Source organism: Aneurinibacillus danicus (genome assembly GCF_007991215.1).
Lineage (GTDB): Bacteria > Bacillota > Bacilli > Aneurinibacillales > Aneurinibacillaceae > Aneurinibacillus > Aneurinibacillus danicus.
This window is the reverse complement of record NZ_BJXX01000098.1, coordinates 37,605-52,949: the sequence shown is the minus strand read 5'-3', so window position 1 is coordinate 52,949 and position 15,345 is coordinate 37,605. Positions and strand designations below refer to the sequence as shown.

The window sequence follows — 15,345 nt, the reverse complement described above, 5'->3', positions numbered from 1 at the left end:
GCACAATCGAGTTTCACTGTTCAGTTTTCAAGGGACTTTATTACTCTGTCGCTTATCATCAGCGACTTTTATATTTTATCAAATTCCACTTCAGAAAGCAACACTTTTTTTAAAAATTTTCGTGTTGTTTTTCTTCGGAAGCTTATGCGCTACTTCAGCAGCGACAAGAAAGAATATATCACATATAGAAATGCAGCGTCAATACCTTATTAACATTTTATTTGTACTTCTTGTTTCGAATATATTTTGTTAGCTCCTTTGGCGATACAAACCGGGCATACATTTTAAAAAGTATATGATAGCGCTGCTCCATTGCTTTACGTACCATTTCATCTGTGCGATAGTCACTCAAATCAAATAACACTTCTTCAAGCTCCTTACGAATTAAGTATTTAATCTCTGAGCATTCGCGTGCAGAAAATAAAAAGCCCATCATGATTATCCCTCTTCTCTCAATATAAACCTGGGATTATATTTCCAATTTTTATTGGTGTTTATACTCCTTAAAACAAAAAGAAAGCCACGGCGAAGCCAGGGCTTGCCGCAGCATTATTTGAATACTTGCTTCATAATATCCAGATCCTGTCCCATAAAGTTCTGGATAAGCAGGGGTGTAACCGTGCTTTCAATTACAGCTGCTAAAAAGAGCATGACTACGATCGTTCCCACAATCAACGGTAAATCCCGCAGCAATTCGCTAAAGCGTGCTTTTACAGCGGATCGCCGCTCTCTGACAAATAAGCTGACTATCCAATCGTATGTTAAAACACCCAGCTTAATCCCAATCGCTGAAGCGAAAATAATGGCGCTAAGCTCGATGATGCCATGAGGCAATATGCCAGCCACCAAAATTTTTAATGGACTCACCCCGCCACTGGCATATACCTTAAGCAGGAATCCAAGCAAAATTCCGTTTGTAAACAAACCCAGTGCCGGATACAAACCAAAGAAAAAGATGCCGAGCCCCACCATACTGAACGCGGCCATTACGTTGTTCTCAAAAATCACCCAGAATGTATACAGGGGGTTATTTGTTTCACTAATATCTCTGGCGATACGCTGAATACTATCCATCATTTGCTTCGCCAACTGCTTAATTGCCTCAGCGTTTGTATATCCGAAAAAAACTCCTAACAGCATTAACGCCACACCAATCCAGATATATCGTTTATTCTGACGGACAATGTTTCCCAGTCTTTGTATCATTCGTCTATCTGTTCCCCTTTCTTGTGCAGCTTCTCCTTCTTGATAATATCACATTTCGTTTCTATGCATTCCTTTTGTTCCGCAGGCATATCCTTGTCTCACTCGCATACATATGTAATGGACAAGGATTAAGCCTGTGAGGAGGTGTAATTTTGTTTTGGATCGTAAACGCCAGACGTCTTAAGCAGTATCTTATTATTTTTACCGCCGCTTTATTCGCTATAGGTATAGCCTGGGCGGAGAGGGATAATATCTCGATTTTTACATCCGGAAAAAACGAACCCTCCGCCATTTACAAAGTGGACACGAGGGAGAAAAAACTTGCGCTTACGTTTGATATCAGCTGGGGAGAGGAACGGACCGGTCCCATTCTCGATGTTCTTGAGAAAAAAGGCGTAAAAAAAGCAACCTTCTTTCTCTCCTCCCCCTGGAGCGAGAGCCACCCTGAGCTCGTCAAACGCATCAAAGACATGGGGTATGAAATCGGTTCACACGGTCATAAACACGTCAACTACAGCAGCTTAACCGACGAAGAAATCCAGACACAAATCGGAAGAGCTCACGAAATCCTGAAAGGTTTAACCGGTACTGCTCCGTCGCTGATTCGCACGCCAAACGGTGATTTCGACAAACGCGTCCTTAGGATCGCGGACAAAATGGGCTATACAGTCGTTCAATGGGATACGGACTCCAAAGACTGGATGAACCCTGGTACGGAGCAAATCGTCAAAAATGTAGTGGAAAAAGCGCATCCGGGCGACATTGTGCTTATGCACGCCAGCGACTCCTGCAAACAAACACATCTGGCGCTTCCTGCCATCATTGATCAGCTGCAAGGCAAAGGCTATGAGCTTGTTACAGTTTCCGAACTAATGGCCGGCACAAAAGTTAATACAAAAGAAGTTCAGTAAACTAAGAAAAACTCGCCGGCGTTGCTGCTCATGTTTTTTCCGCACAGAAGACAAGCGGCCGCTTTGTGTCCCTCCGGTCGGACTGACAAAACATCCGGGTACCTCCAGGAGAGAGACCATTGCCGGGCTTTCCTATCCTGCAAAAAAGCCAGGCGATTACTTCGCCGGGCTTTCCTTTTTTTGCAGAATACGATGGAGCTGCATAATCTGCCATGTATTACATAACAGAAGTGGCACAATCATCATTATCATAGACTTTACATTATTCTCCTGCAGAGCCGGGACCCATTCAAGAATTGTTACCACAAACATAAAAAACATTGTTGGAATCCAAGCGGAAGCGTTGGTCGCCTTCACCTTAAAGTAAGCCACTACAGCCGCGTAAGCCAGCAAACCGAGGGGCAGCCATACAAACCCAAGAATAGGCTCTTCCTTCGCAAAAATATCATGCCTTAATATTACAAAATCTACGAATACGAGCACGATTAAAATAACCTGTATTCCCAACCAAAGGCTTTTTCTTCTTAGCACACTCAAAGCCAGATAATTCAGCGTCAAATAAGCAAAGAAGCCCATCTGACTGATAACACTGAACATAAGACCCGCAATCAAACTGCCGATAAGCCCCATACCAAAATTCGCAAATCCACCGTCCATCTTCTCCTGTCCGATAATCGTACCTGAGATGACTGCACCCAACGCTCCAATAAGAAGCGTTGTATAAAAAAGAAAAGACCACTTCCGTAATGTCACTAATATACCCCCATACTTCCTCTTTTCCCTCTATGATTGTACCAACGGCCCTATAAAAACACCAGCAGTTTCGCGCATTTGCCACAAAATCCAGTCAGTCCACTATTCACCATCCTCTCCTCCGATACAACAAGGATAAAGCAGCCCATCCTTTCGCATGCTAAGAAATAACTACACCAATCGAGAAAAGAGGGAGAATGGCATGAAACGCTTTACAGTTTCCACAAGCTACACATTGGTCTGTGTTCTACTGATTATCACTCTCCTTACCGGCTGTGGCGGCGGAAATCAGCAAAGAGAAAAATCGGCTTCGACAAACTACAACGAGACCAAGCATATGGTTGTCGACATCCTTAAGACAAGAGAAGGCCAGAGGGCAATTAGAGAAGCGATGCAAAGGGGACGTATGTCCACACAAAGTATTCAGGGTGGAGGAAATGCAGGAGGCGGAGAGACAAGAATTCAGGTGCAAGAAATGATGCAGGATCCAAAATTCGCAAGCTCAATGGCTAAAGCCATGCAGGAAGAAAATAAAAAACTCATCAAAGACTTAATGAAGGATCCTGAGTATCAAAAGATGATGCTCAATATTATGAAGGACCCTGAGTATCAAAAGATGGTATTAGAGACAATGAAAGGTCCCGCATACCGCCAACAAACGATGAATGTTATGAAAGAATCTCTCCAAAGCCCTATGTTTCGCCTTGAAATGATCGATATCGCCCATAAAGCGCAGGAGCAGATGATTAGGCCTGAACCAAGCAAAACCAAAGGGCAAGGCGGCAATGGTGGTGGAGGCGGACAGGGAGGACAAGGAGGACAGGGCGGCAGTGGTGGCGGAGGCGGACAATAACTCTCCACTCCCATGACCGCTCTTGCAAAAGCAAACGGAAGGGAGGCCACTTCCTCCCTTCCGTTTTTTTATTCTATGGTATTCTGCACTATGCGGTAACGCTGGCTTTTTGGTCAACCTTTTTAGCCAGATCCATATAAATTTTGCCGATTGTTTCACTTTCTTGATATACGGAAGGACCGTAACGTTCTTCATCACGCATCGGCTCCGGCTGTCCAAGCGGAATCTGCACCAGCAATTCGCTTTGCAGTTCTTTCGCTAACTTCTGTCCACCACCGCTGCCGAAAATCGGATCCTTCTCACCGTCTTTATTAATGTAATAAGACATGTTTTCAACGACACCAAGAATTTCGTGATTGGTACGGATCGCCATCGCGCCAGCACGCGCCGCAACGAAAGCGGCCGTTGGGTGCGGAGTCGTTACAATAATTTCCTTGCTCTGCGGAATCATCTGGTGCACGTCCAATGCCACATCGCCGGTTCCCGGCGGCAGGTCCAGAATCATGTAATCCAGCTCGCCCCAATGAATTTCACTGAAGAAGTTGCGCAGCATCTTGCCCAGCATGGGACCACGCCAGATAATGGGTGAGTTATCCTCCACGAAGAAGCCCATAGAAATGACTTTGACGCCAAAACGCTGGACCGGCATCACCATATTGTCGATAACGACCGGACGCTGCGTAATCCCCATCATATCCGGTACACTAAAACCATAAATGTCTGCGTCAATAACGCCCACTCTTTTGCCCATACGAGCCAGGGAAACGGCGAGATTAACCGTAACGGTTGATTTACCTACACCACCTTTACCACTGGTAACCGCGATAAATTGAGTTTTCGAATCCGGCCTAAGCAGAGGAGAAACCTGCTGAAGGCCTGCACCATGCCCCTGTACGGTTCCGCCATTCGGAGCGGAAGCTGAAGGTCCTGCATTGTCGCCGCGAATCATTGCAGCTACACGTGCGCGCTCTTCATCCGTCATCGATCCGAAATGAACAACAACCTCTTCTCCTCCCAGCGCTTTAATCGCATTCTCTACATCTTCCTGAATTTTTACTTTTAACGGACAGCCTTGAATCGTCAGGATAACGTCCAGTTCTACTCTATTCCCGTCAATCTTAATATTGCGTACCATGCCCAGCTCCACCACACTACGGTGAAGCTCCGGGTCTTCAACCCCTTTTAATGCTTCCAATACTTTCTCTTCTGTAATCACTATGTTTCACCTCTTCGATATGACGTGCTTCTCTCATTATAACATTCTGCGTTTTCTCATCCAAAGTCTATTGCATATCTTCAACAGTTTCTCCGGAGTAATAGCGCAGGATTCCCTGGTAGATGGCATTGGCCATCTGCTTCTGATACTGCGAAGTTGCCATAAGCTTCGCTTCCTGCTCATTGGATAGAAATCCGACCTCCACCAGCGCCGCCGGGCATTCCGCCGTACGCAGGATATAAATATCATCCGACTTTTTCGCGGTCCTGTCCGTATTATTTATCACTCGTTTAATTTCATCCTGAATCAAGTGGGCTACCTGGGCAGACTGCTTCAGCGTAGGCGGATAAAATGTCTGTGCACCGAACCAGCGCGGCGAAGGAATCGCGTTTAAATGGATGCTAATGAGCAAGTCTGCCCCTTCTTCCTTAATCATTCTTGCCCGCTTCAATAAATCTTCCGTTTTCCGCTTGCTTAATCCCTTGGTTCCAGGCTCTGCCAGGTCCATATCCGTTTCCCTTGTCATAACGACAAGCGCTCCTGCCTCCTGCAGAAAATCGCGCAAATACATGCTGATGGGCAGGGTTACATCTTTTTCGATTAAACCGGCCTTGCTCTTCGCCCCTCCGTCCGGTCCTCCGTGCCCCGCATCTATCACAATAATTTTGCCGGACAGCGGCAGGGACCATGCAGACCACGACTCATCGTCTGACGGCATGTTATATGTAAACAACGCTACAAGAAGCACGAGCGCTCCCAGCCATAAAATTTTTTTTCGTTTTAGCAAAGCACGTTCCTCCCCCACTATGCCTTTTACTAAAACATATGTACAACCTCCTCGTTTATTCGTCGCATACAAAAAAGCGAACTTCACTTTTGAAGCCCGCCTTCTTCACTTTAAAGCAATTTTAACTTTCGCTGTCTTTTTCCATAGGCAAGACCGTTTCGGAACCATTTGAGCGATAGATCTTCGGCTATGATGGATACAGAGTACAGATCCCATTCACCGATATGGCGGGACAGCCGGTAATCGTTCGCAAGGGAGTAGATTTCGAGGAAGTGATCCTTCGTGTAGCTGTGCTCGATATCCTCCGTCGTTCTTCCCGTTCTGTACTGCTTGCTCGCGTCCACTCCCCGCAAGAAGAATCCGACGATAATTTCGGCCAGATACTCTTCGATGAAATAGCGCTGCAGCAGCGTGAGATGGCGGATGGAAACATCGATAATTCCCGTATAATACCGGTGAACTTCTTCCCGGTCAATGCCGTCTATCGCCCGTTTTCGAACCCTCTCATCCCGTGCTCGGATATACTTCTCAAAAGAGACAATATTATTTTCCATACGATCACCTTGCTTTATCTTATGGTCTCTATTATAGGATTGCCTCTTCTTTTGTCGATTGATACATGAACAGAATAGATTCCTTTTTCTTCCCTGGATCTTCTTTCCTCTCCCCCTCCTTCTTTCCTCATGATTTTCACAGAAAAAAGTAAAAAGCCCAGTCCAAAAAGGACCGGGCCTGGTTGTGTGTATACATTGACTCTAAAATTAGCGTTTGGAGAATTGAGGTGCGCGACGAGCAGCTTTAAGACCGTATTTCTTACGTTCTTTCATGCGTGGGTCGCGAGTCAGGAAGCCAGCGGATTTCAGTGCACCACGAAGCTCCGGATCAGCTTCCAGCAGGGCACGGGAGATACCGTGACGAATTGCACCCGCTTGACCTGTTGTACCACCGCCGTTTACGTTTACGAGCACGTCGTACTTACCTTCTGTTTCAGTAAGAACGAGCGGTTGTTTTACGATAAGTTTCAAAGTTTCAAGACCAAAGTATTCATCCATTGGACGCTTGTTGATGATGATTTGACCATCACCCGGTACTAGACGAACGCGTGCAACGGAGTTTTTACGACGACCTGTTCCGTAGTATTGAACTTGTGCCACGAATTTACCCTCCTTTTACTACCCGCGCAATTCCCATTTTTCAGGTTTTTGCGCTTGATGTGGATGTTCAGTTCCAGCGTATACATTCAGCTTCGTAATCAGTTTACGACCCAGACGGTTTTTCGGCAGCATGCCTTTAACCGCAAGCTCGATAATACGCTCAGGCTTTGTTGCGATCATTTGACCTGCTGAAGTTGCTTTCAATCCACCTTGATATCCAGAATGACGATAGTAAAACTTATCCGTCAGTTTCTTACCGGTTAATTGAATTTTTTCAGCGTTGATTACGATAACGAAATCGCCTGCATCAACGTGTGGTGTAAATTCAGGTTTGAATTTTCCGCGAAGAATTGCTGCTACTTCACTGGCAAGACGTCCAAGCGTTTGCCCTTCAGCATCAACTACATACCATTTACGCTCAACTTCATTTGGCTTGGCCATGTATGTGGTGCGCATTGTTTTCCCTCCTAAAAAGCGTGCATTTCACAAATGTTCCGTTAACCAATATATTTTAAAAACCAACACTTTCGGGGCGTTAGTGGGGATTTTAAAATACCGAATTAAATAGTACTACATGTTAGATAATGAAGTCAAGATTTTTTTATACACCAGGTCGCGTTGGCACGGAAAAGCCCTGCTTGCCGGGCGGAAGGGGACAGGTTACTTCTACTCATAATTCACTTTCCACAAATACAGCCCGTGTGGCGGCGCATTCTCCTTGCCCACGTTCGAATCTTTCGCATCCAGCAATTGCTTGACATATTCCACATCCCAGCGGCCTTTCCCGACTTCGACCAGAGCGCCGGTCATCATACGAACCATATTGTACAAAAATCCGTTACCGCGGAACGTCAGCCAAATATCCACTCCTTGTCCCGGTGTAAAATCGTCCCGCTTCTGCACATCAATACGCACCTCATAGACAGTCCTCACTTTATCTTCTACCCTGGTCCGCACGCAGCAAAACGAAGAGAAGTCATGCGTACCGACAAAATACCCGGCTGCTTTTCGCATCTTTTCAACATCCAACGGAGCTTTCACCTGATACGCCCAGTCCCGGATAAACGGATCAGGTACCCGCTGGTTCAAAATGCGGTATTTATACGTCTTCTCTACGACATCATAGCGGGCATGGAAATCCATCGGAACGTCTTCTGCATTTAACACGACGATATCATCCGGCAGAAATGTATTCATGGCCGGTATAAGCCGGTCAGCCGGAATCCGACTGGTCGTGCGGAAATGGGCCACCTGCTCCCTTGCATGCACACCCGAGTCGGTTCGACCGGACGCCACAATCGTTGTCTCATGCTGAAGTACACGCTCCAGAACTTTCTCAATCTCCTGTTGTATACTTGGCCCGTTTGTCTGCCGCTGAAAACCATAGTATGCCGTTCCCTGGTAGCCAAACGTTAGTTTAATCTTGCGCCATTCCATTGCTTGTAACGTTCATCCTTTCCTCTACGCACGCAGCAGCCATACAACGACTGCAATGGCAATTGTAACGACCAAAAGCACAGCATCCCGGTTTCCGAAGCGGAGCTGTCTATACTTCGTACGCCCTTTTCCGCCCCGATAACCCCGGGCCTCCATCGCAAACGCCAGCTCTTCGGCACGGCGGAACGACTGAACAAATAGCGGGACAATCAAGGGGAGGATGCCGTTAATCCGTTTCACAATAGAGCCGCTGGAAAAAGAGGCTCCCCTCGACATCTGCGCTTTTGCAATCTTGTCCGTCTCTTCCAGAAGCGTCGGAATAAAGCGCAGCGATATTGACATCATCAGCGCCAGCTCGTGCGCAGGAAATCCAAAGCGACGAAGTGGCGAGAATAGGCTCTCCAGGCCATCCGTCAGTTGAATCGGCGACGTGGTCAGCGTAAGCAGGGATGCCGACAGCATGAGCAAAATAATGCGGGCCGACACGAATGCCGCCTCCGTCAGCCCTTTTTCATGAATCTCGATGAACTTCCAGGAGAAGAGAAGGGCCCCTTCTTTATTTGTAAAAATCTGTAATATAACTGTGAGGAGAATAATCCAGAGCGCCGGTTTCAGTCCCCGGAGAACATAAATAACCGGAATGCGGGACATCGCGATGCCCACAATCGCCACTGCCGCCACAAATAAAAAGGCATACAGCGTATTGGCCATGAAAATAAAAATAATAAAGAAAAACACAAATAAGAGCTTGCTGCGCGGATCACATCGATGTAAAAACGAATCGCGGGGTACATATTGACCGATCGGTATCGAGTTGAGAAAACTCACCTCCGGCTTCCCCCCTTTCGCGGAAAGCGCCGAGCCAACTCATCCGCAAGCGTCTCCGGATCAAAAATATCAAACGGGAGAGGGGCCACTTCGCTGCCGCTTATCCGAATCCGTTCGTTAAACTGATAGATAAAACGTGTAATCTCCGGTAAATCCAGGCCTGCCTGTCGAATCTTATCCGGGTCCCGGAACACTTGCTGCGGAGTCCCCTCCATCCATATCCGTCCTTCGTTCATCACATAGAGGTAATCGGCGTATAAGGCGGCGTCTTCCATACTATGCGTAACCAGAATCGTCGTCCGCTTCTCCTCCTGATGCATACGGGCGACCATCTCCAGAATCGCATGGTGACCGGCCGGGTCCAACCCGGCAGTAGGCTCGTCGAGAATTAATACTGCAGGATTCATCACCAACACCCCTGCCAGCGCTACACGCCGCATCTGTCCCCCGCTAAGCGCAAAAGGGGACTTCTCGCCATACTCTTGCGGATCGAGGCCAACGAGGCGCAGGGCGGCGTCTACACGACCAGGAATCATCTCAGAAGGCAGTCCCATATTGACGAGGCCAAACGCTACATCTTTGCGTACCGTCTCTTCAAACAATTGGTATTCGGGATATTGAAACGCTAATCCTACCTGCTGGCGCAGTTTTTCCAGCCCTTTTTTCTTTTTTGCAGGCAGCGTAAATTCTCCGATTTGCATCGTACCTTCCGTAGGTTGCAGCAAACCGTTTAACAGTTGGATTAACGTCGACTTACCGGAACCGGTATGCCCGATAATCGCAATATAGCGACCGTGGGGAATATGCAGGGAGATGCCTTGCAGTGCCTGATAGGCAAACGGGGTGCCGGGAGAATACGTATACCCCACACTCTCTAATCGGATGTCCATAGGCTGTCAAGCACTCCTTCCCCCGTCAGCTTTAACGCCGAAAAACGAAAACCTTTTTGTTGCAGGCGATATTGCAGGTCACTGGCGAATGGCACGTCCAATCCAAGACGACGCAGCCAATCCACCTTCTGGTATACACTCTCCGGGGTTCCTTCGCCCACCAGCATACCACCATCCATTACGAGAATGCGGTCGCTCTCCAATGTTTCTTCCAGATAGTGCGTAATCTGAATAACCGTCATATTCTGCTCCCGGTTCATTCGATGAACTACATCGAGCACTTCCCGGCGGCCTCGCGGGTCAAGCATAGCCGTTGCCTCGTCAAGTACAAGCACCCTGGGCCGGATCGCAAGCGCACCCGCAATAGCTACACGCTGCTTCTGCCCACCTGAAAGACGGTTCGGTTCAGCGGTGCGGAACTGCGTCATATGCACCTGATGAAGCGCGTCCAGAATTCTTGCTTCCATTTCTGAAGGAGGAATGCCAATGTTCTCCATACCAAAGGCAATATCATCTTCCACAGTCGGGGCAACAAACTGATTGTCCGGGTTTTGAAACACCATGCCAACCGTCTGCCGCACTTCCCAGATGTGCTCTTCATTCGCCGTCGAAATCCCGGCCACTTCTACTCTGCCTTCGGAAGGGAGCAAGAGACCGTTTAACAGCTTTGCCAGCGTCGACTTACCGGAGCCGTTATGTCCGATAATAGAAAGAAACTCGCCTTTCTTCACATCAAATGAAACGCCCTGTACCGCTCTCTCCTCCGCGCCTTCATAAGAAAAGGAAACATTCTCAAGCCGAATGATTGCCTCGTCCAAATTTATCTCACCGCTTTCTTTCCGTTCCCCTTCAAGCTAGAAAGACAAGCGTAAAAATACAGCCCTTTTTTCGCTTACTCAGCGATCTGTTTAGAGAAAGCAGACGTACCCTGCTTCCCCGCAGAAAAAACAGGCGAGTTTTTATGCTTGTCTTTCCCCATGCAAAAAAAGGGTGATTTCATCCTCACCCTTTCTTGCGCCAATACTAACTATTCAACTAACTCAAGGTATACCATTGGTGCACCGTCTCCGCGACGAGGCCCAATTTTCAAGATGCGAGTATAACCACCTTGACGCTCAGAAAAGCGAGGTGCAACAGTATCAAACAATTTTTGAATTGCATCCTGGTTGGTCTCTTTGTCCGCTACTTCTTTACGCACAAAAGCGGCTACTTGACGACGAGCGTGCAGGTCACCGCGTTTAGCCAGCGTAATCATTTTTTCAGCGATAGAGCGAACTTCTTTCGCTTTGCTTTCCGTTGTTTCAATGCGCTCGTTGATAATTAGGTCCGTTACCAGATCACGGAACAGAGCTTTACGAGCAGCGCTATTACGGCCTAATTTAGAGTAAGCCATTCCTTTTCCCTCCTTAAGACAAACAATCTATCGTTCCTAATCGTCTTTGCGAAGTCCAAGACCTAGCTCTTCGAGCTTTTCTTGCACTTCTTCTAACGATTTGCGGCCAAGATTGCGGACTTTCATCATATCTTCTTCTGTTTTCTGCGTAAGCTCTTGCACGGTATTAATACCGGCACGCTTCAGGCAGTTGTAAGAACGGACCGAAAGATCAAGCTCTTCGATCGTCATCTCAAGCACTTTCTCTTTCTTGTCTTCTTCTTTCTCCACCATAATTTCGGCTTCCTGCGCCTCATCGGTGAGTCCTACAAACAGATTAAGATGCTCCGTCATAATCTTTGCGCCAAGACTAACTGCTTCTTCCGGACGAATACTTCCATCCGTCCATACTTCAAGCGTCAGCTTATCGTAGTTTGTTACTTGACCTACACGCGTATTTTCTACCTGATAGTTTACGCGGGTAATCGGTGTATAGATAGAATCAATCGGGATCACGCCAATCGGCAGATCCGCGCGTTTGTTCTGATCGGCAGGCACATAGCCACGACCGCGGTTGGCAACCATGCGAATACGGAGACTAGCTCCTTCTTCCAATGTTGCAATAACCAGGTCCGGATTCAGAATTTCTACATCACTGTCTGCGCGAATGTCAGCAGCGGTTACGACACCGGCGCCTTCCGCGTCAATCTCAAGCACTTTCTCCTCGTCCGAATGGATTTTGAGAGAAAGAGTTTTGACATTTAAGATGATCTGGGTAGTATCCTCTACCACGCCTTCGATCGTGGAGAACTCGTGGAGAACCCCATCGATTTCAATGCTGGTTACTGCGGCACCTGGAAGTGAAGAGAGCAGAATACGACGTAAGGAGTTTCCAAGCGTTGTACCGTATCCCCGTTCCAGAGGCTCTACCACAAACTTGCCATAGGTAGAGTCGTTACTTGCTTCTACCACTTCGATCTTTGGCTTTTCTATTTCGATCATCAAACAAACCCTCCTTCAAAACGTCGAAAATTCCGGACGGGTCTCAAGGTCCACGACCGGAATTCCCCTTTGGCGGTTACCAGTAAATCGCAACCAAAGCACAGACCTGTTTTTATCATATTATAATAGTATGCACAGGTGTATAACTTTTTAAACTGCTAGTTTATGCGACTTGCTGCCAAATTATACACGACGACGTTTTGGTGGACGGCAACCATTGTGAGGAATAGGCGTTACGTCTTTGATCATGTTAACTTCCAATCCAGTAGCCTGTAAGGAACGGATGGCAGCTTCACGACCGGAACCTGGCCCTTTAACCATAACTTCAACAGTTTTCATACCATGCTCCATTGCCGCTTTAGCAGCTTGCTCAGCAGCCATTTGTGCAGCGAACGGAGTGCTTTTACGGGAACCTTTAAAACCAAGGCCACCAGCACTAGCCCAAGAAATTGCATTTCCGTGCGGGTCAGTGATAGTTACGATGGTGTTGTTAAACGTAGAACGGATGTGAGCTACACCAGTTTCAATGTTTTTGCGATCACGGCGACGAGTACGAGTCGCAGCTACTTTTCTTTTCGCCAACTTCATTTACCCCCTTTACTTCTTCTTATTCGCAACGGTACGACGAGGACCTTTGCGAGTACGCGCGTTGGTTTTCGTACGTTGGCCACGAACCGGCAGACCTTTGCGGTGACGAACACCACGATAGCAGCCGATTTCAACCAGACGTTTGATGTTCAGAGATACTTCACGGCGAAGATCCCCTTCAACTTTTATGTTCTTGTCAATATAGTCACGAAGCTTAGCCGCTTCATCTTCGGTCAGATCACGAACACGAGTGTTTTCGTCAATCCCTGTTTCGCTCAGGATTTTCGAAGCAGTGGAAGTACCAATTCCGAAAATGTAAGTTAACGCGATAACTACGCGCTTGTCACGAGGTAAGTCAACCCCAGCAATACGTGCCATGTAGCGTGCACCTCCTTATAAATTAGCCTTGTCTTTGCTTATGTTTCGGATTTTCACAGATTACCATAATTTTGCCTTTGCGACGAATGATTTTGCATTTCTCGCAAATCGGCTTTACAGATGGTCTTACTTTCATTTGGATAACCTCCTGTCGTTTCTAGAGTGGAAGCATTAGAGGTTGGAGGTCGTAGTAGCTACCTCTAACTCTGTACGTTTCCTGCTCTATTTGTAGCGATATGTGATCCGTCCACGGGTCAAATCATACGGCGATAATTCAACGGTGACTTTGTCACCCGGGAGTATACGAATGAAATGCATGCGGATTTTACCGGATACGTGAGCAAGCACTTTGTGTCCATTCTCCAGCTCTACACGAAACATCGCATTTGGTAGAGGCTCAACCACGGTACCTTCCACTTCAATTACATCTTCTTTCGCCATAAAGCCACTCTCCTTTCTTCAGCATGGCTGCTTATGCGTATGCACTCTTAACTCAGCCGTTCAACTTACAATATCCCCATCGGCAATCATAACACAATATCTATCCCAAAGGGAAACAACAATTGTAAATTTACTCTCTGGTTAAAATTTCGTAGCCGTCTTCAGTAATAGCAATCGTATGTTCAAAGTGAGCACACATCGAACCGTCCACGGTAACGACTGTCCAGTTGTCAGCGAGCGTCCGTACATATCGCTTACCCGCATTGACCATTGGTTCAATCGCCAGGACCATCCCCGGTTTTAATCTCGGTCCGCGTCCTGCAGGCCCAAAATTAGGAATTTGCGGATCTTCGTGCAAATTCCGTCCGATGCCATGACCTACATACTCACGAACGATAGAAAAACCGGCTTCTTCTACGCAAGCTTGAATCGCATGCGAGATATCCGTTAGACGGGCGTCCGGCTTCGCCTGCGCCAACCCTTCATAGAGAGACTTCTCGGTGATTTCCAGCAGACGCTGATTCTCCGGAGAAATCTTGCCTACTCCATATGTCCAGGCCGAATCGCCATGATAGCCGTCTACCTCAGCACCGATATCAAGGCTAATGATATCTCCTTCATTCAGCTTACGTTTGCCCGGAATCCCATGAACAAGTTCTTCGTTGACTGAAGCGCATATGCTGCCTGCAAAGCCCCCATAGCCTTTGAAAGAAGGTTTCGCTCCGTGTTTGCGAATGAAAGTCTCCGCGATTGCGTCGAGCTCACCAGTGGTGATGCCCGGACGAATCGCTTTTTGCAGTTCCTTATGCGTAAGAGCGACAATGCGCCCCGCTTCTCTCATGATGTCGATCTCTGCTTTGGACTTGCATATAATCATTGAGCTTGACCTCTCAATACTTCTGCAACATCCTCAAAAACCTTGTCTATATCTTGATGCCCGTCAATGGTACGGAGCAATCCTTTTTCTTTATAATAGTTTAAGATCGGGGCGGACTGTTCGATGTTTACATCGAGGCGAGTCGCAACGGTTGCTTCGTTGTCGTCATCCCGCTGATACAACTCCCCGCCGCACTTGTCGCAAATCCCTTCTTGAGAAGGAGGGTTGAATATTACATGATACGTGGCACCGCAGTTCTTGCAGATGCGACGGCCAGTCAACCGGTCCATCAGAATACCGCGATCCACGTCGATATTGATCACATGGTCAATGCTGCGCTCCATTTCCGCAAGCGTTGCGTCCAGCGCTTCCGCCTGTGCCATGGTGCGCGGGAATCCATCAAGCATAAAGCCTTTCTCACAATCAGCTTTGCCTAAACGTTCCTTTACGATACCAATGACAACTTCATCCGGTACTAAGAGTCCCTGGTCCATATAAGATTTCGCTTTTTTGCCCATCTCTGTTTCATCTTTGATAGCTGCACGAAACATGTCGCCGGTGGAAATATGCGGAATGCCAAATTTCTCGACGATTTTCTCACCCTGGGTTCCTTTTCCCGCGCCTGGTAATCCCATTAAGATAATATTCATTT

At 47.3% G+C, this 15,345-nt stretch carries 23 protein-coding genes; 3 read left to right on the top strand and 20 right to left on the bottom strand.

The annotated features are described in order from the left end of the window. The coding region (locus tag ADA01nite_RS22430; protein ID WP_218029552.1) for a hypothetical protein at nt 1-213 on the top strand (213 nt) is incomplete at its 5' end. 4 nt (nt 214-217) lie between these two features. Here the strand turns inward: ADA01nite_RS22430 and ADA01nite_RS11385 are convergent. Both ADA01nite_RS11385 and ADA01nite_RS11380 read right to left on the bottom strand, forming a co-directional pair. After that, complete coding sequence (locus tag ADA01nite_RS11385) at nt 218-436, bottom strand: hypothetical protein (protein WP_146810088.1); 219 nt, start codon at nt 434-436, stop codon at nt 218-220. A 113-nt stretch (nt 437-549) separates the two neighbouring features. After that, complete coding sequence (locus ADA01nite_RS11380; protein WP_146810087.1) at nt 550-1,206, bottom strand: stage II sporulation protein M; 657 nt, start codon at nt 1,204-1,206, stop codon at nt 550-552. Between the two features lie 149 nt (nt 1,207-1,355). On the opposite strand from ADA01nite_RS11380, the gene pdaB reads away from it, so the two are divergent. Next, nucleotides 1,356-2,117 (top strand): polysaccharide deacetylase family sporulation protein PdaB, encoded by a 762-nt coding sequence (pdaB, locus tag ADA01nite_RS11375; RefSeq protein WP_146810086.1) that lies wholly within the window; start codon nt 1,356-1,358, stop codon nt 2,115-2,117. A 156-nt stretch (nt 2,118-2,273) separates the two neighbouring features. On the opposite strand, the gene ADA01nite_RS11370 is transcribed toward pdaB, so the two are convergent. After that, nucleotides 2,274-2,870 carry a KinB-signaling pathway activation protein gene (locus tag ADA01nite_RS11370; RefSeq protein ID WP_146810085.1) on the bottom strand — a complete coding sequence of 199 codons (597 nt, stop codon included), beginning with the start codon at nt 2,868-2,870 and terminating at the stop codon, nt 2,274-2,276. Between the two features lie 202 nt (nt 2,871-3,072). Here ADA01nite_RS11370 and gerD point away from each other — a divergent pair, with 202 nt between their 5' ends. After that, on the top strand, nt 3,073-3,723 hold the full coding sequence (gene gerD, locus ADA01nite_RS22060) for a spore germination lipoprotein GerD (RefSeq protein WP_170230241.1): 651 nt from the start codon (nt 3,073-3,075) through the stop codon (nt 3,721-3,723). 88 nt (nt 3,724-3,811) lie between these two features. Here gerD and salA read toward each other — a convergent pair whose 3' ends face one another. The 17 genes from salA to ADA01nite_RS11280 form a co-directional block, all read right to left on the bottom strand. Then, nucleotides 3,812-4,939 carry an iron-sulfur carrier protein/transcriptional regulator SalA gene (salA, locus tag ADA01nite_RS11360; protein ID WP_146810083.1) on the bottom strand — a complete coding sequence of 376 codons (1,128 nt, stop codon included), beginning with the start codon at nt 4,937-4,939 and terminating at the stop codon, nt 3,812-3,814. Between the two features lie 67 nt (nt 4,940-5,006). Next, nucleotides 5,007-5,726, bottom strand: a complete 720-nt coding sequence (gene cwlD, locus ADA01nite_RS11355; RefSeq protein ID WP_246147307.1) for an N-acetylmuramoyl-L-alanine amidase CwlD — start codon at nt 5,724-5,726, stop codon at nt 5,007-5,009. A 110-nt stretch (nt 5,727-5,836) separates the two neighbouring features. Further along, a complete protein-coding gene (locus ADA01nite_RS11350; protein WP_146810082.1) occupies nt 5,837-6,280 on the bottom strand; it encodes a hypothetical protein in 444 nt (147 codons plus the stop codon). Nucleotides 6,281-6,487: 207 nt separating this feature from the next. Next, nucleotides 6,488-6,880 carry a 30S ribosomal protein S9 gene (rpsI, locus tag ADA01nite_RS11345; protein ID WP_146810081.1) on the bottom strand — a complete coding sequence of 131 codons (393 nt, stop codon included), beginning with the start codon at nt 6,878-6,880 and terminating at the stop codon, nt 6,488-6,490. An 18-nt stretch (nt 6,881-6,898) separates the two neighbouring features. Further along, nucleotides 6,899-7,336 (bottom strand): 50S ribosomal protein L13, encoded by a 438-nt coding sequence (gene rplM, locus ADA01nite_RS11340; protein WP_146810080.1) that lies wholly within the window; start codon nt 7,334-7,336, stop codon nt 6,899-6,901. Nucleotides 7,337-7,546: 210 nt separating this feature from the next. After that, a complete protein-coding gene (gene truA / locus ADA01nite_RS11335) occupies nt 7,547-8,317 on the bottom strand; it encodes a tRNA pseudouridine(38-40) synthase TruA (protein WP_146810079.1) in 771 nt (256 codons plus the stop codon). Between the two features lie 24 nt (nt 8,318-8,341). Beyond that, complete coding sequence (locus tag ADA01nite_RS11330) at nt 8,342-9,145, bottom strand: energy-coupling factor transporter transmembrane component T family protein (RefSeq protein WP_146810078.1); 804 nt, start codon at nt 9,143-9,145, stop codon at nt 8,342-8,344. Further along, nucleotides 9,142-10,035 carry an energy-coupling factor transporter ATPase gene (locus ADA01nite_RS11325; protein ID WP_146810077.1) on the bottom strand — a complete coding sequence of 298 codons (894 nt, stop codon included), beginning with the start codon at nt 10,033-10,035 and terminating at the stop codon, nt 9,142-9,144. The genes ADA01nite_RS11330 and ADA01nite_RS11325 overlap by 4 nt, the downstream gene beginning before the upstream one ends. After that, a complete protein-coding gene (locus tag ADA01nite_RS11320; protein WP_146810076.1) occupies nt 10,020-10,853 on the bottom strand; it encodes an energy-coupling factor transporter ATPase in 834 nt (277 codons plus the stop codon). The genes ADA01nite_RS11325 and ADA01nite_RS11320 overlap by 16 nt, the downstream gene beginning before the upstream one ends. A gap of 209 nt (nt 10,854-11,062) precedes the next feature. Next, nucleotides 11,063-11,428: a 50S ribosomal protein L17 gene (gene rplQ / locus ADA01nite_RS11315; RefSeq protein WP_043066255.1), complete on the bottom strand. Its 366-nt coding sequence runs from the start codon at nt 11,426-11,428 to the stop codon at nt 11,063-11,065. A 36-nt stretch (nt 11,429-11,464) separates the two neighbouring features. Then, a complete protein-coding gene (locus ADA01nite_RS11310) occupies nt 11,465-12,409 on the bottom strand; it encodes a DNA-directed RNA polymerase subunit alpha (RefSeq protein WP_146810075.1) in 945 nt (314 codons plus the stop codon). Between the two features lie 183 nt (nt 12,410-12,592). Further along, nucleotides 12,593-12,997: a 30S ribosomal protein S11 gene (gene rpsK, locus ADA01nite_RS11305; RefSeq protein ID WP_146810074.1), complete on the bottom strand. Its 405-nt coding sequence runs from the start codon at nt 12,995-12,997 to the stop codon at nt 12,593-12,595. A gap of 9 nt (nt 12,998-13,006) precedes the next feature. Beyond that, nucleotides 13,007-13,375 (bottom strand): 30S ribosomal protein S13, encoded by a 369-nt coding sequence (gene rpsM, locus ADA01nite_RS11300; protein WP_146810073.1) that lies wholly within the window; start codon nt 13,373-13,375, stop codon nt 13,007-13,009. 22 nt (nt 13,376-13,397) lie between these two features. Beyond that, nucleotides 13,398-13,511: a 50S ribosomal protein L36 gene (gene rpmJ, locus ADA01nite_RS11295; protein ID WP_015617898.1), complete on the bottom strand. Its 114-nt coding sequence runs from the start codon at nt 13,509-13,511 to the stop codon at nt 13,398-13,400. 86 nt (nt 13,512-13,597) lie between these two features. Then, nucleotides 13,598-13,816 (bottom strand): translation initiation factor IF-1, encoded by a 219-nt coding sequence (infA, locus tag ADA01nite_RS11290; RefSeq protein WP_146810072.1) that lies wholly within the window; start codon nt 13,814-13,816, stop codon nt 13,598-13,600. Nucleotides 13,817-13,946: 130 nt separating this feature from the next. After that, on the bottom strand, nt 13,947-14,693 hold the full coding sequence (gene map, locus ADA01nite_RS11285) for a type I methionyl aminopeptidase (RefSeq protein ID WP_146810071.1): 747 nt from the start codon (nt 14,691-14,693) through the stop codon (nt 13,947-13,949). After that, the gene (locus tag ADA01nite_RS11280) at nt 14,690-15,343 is read right to left on the bottom strand and encodes an adenylate kinase (RefSeq protein ID WP_146810070.1); all 654 of its coding nucleotides are present in this window, start codon (nt 15,341-15,343) and stop codon (nt 14,690-14,692) included. Before ADA01nite_RS11280 ends, map begins: the two co-directional genes overlap by 4 nt. Nucleotides 15,344-15,345: the final 2 nt, after the last annotated feature.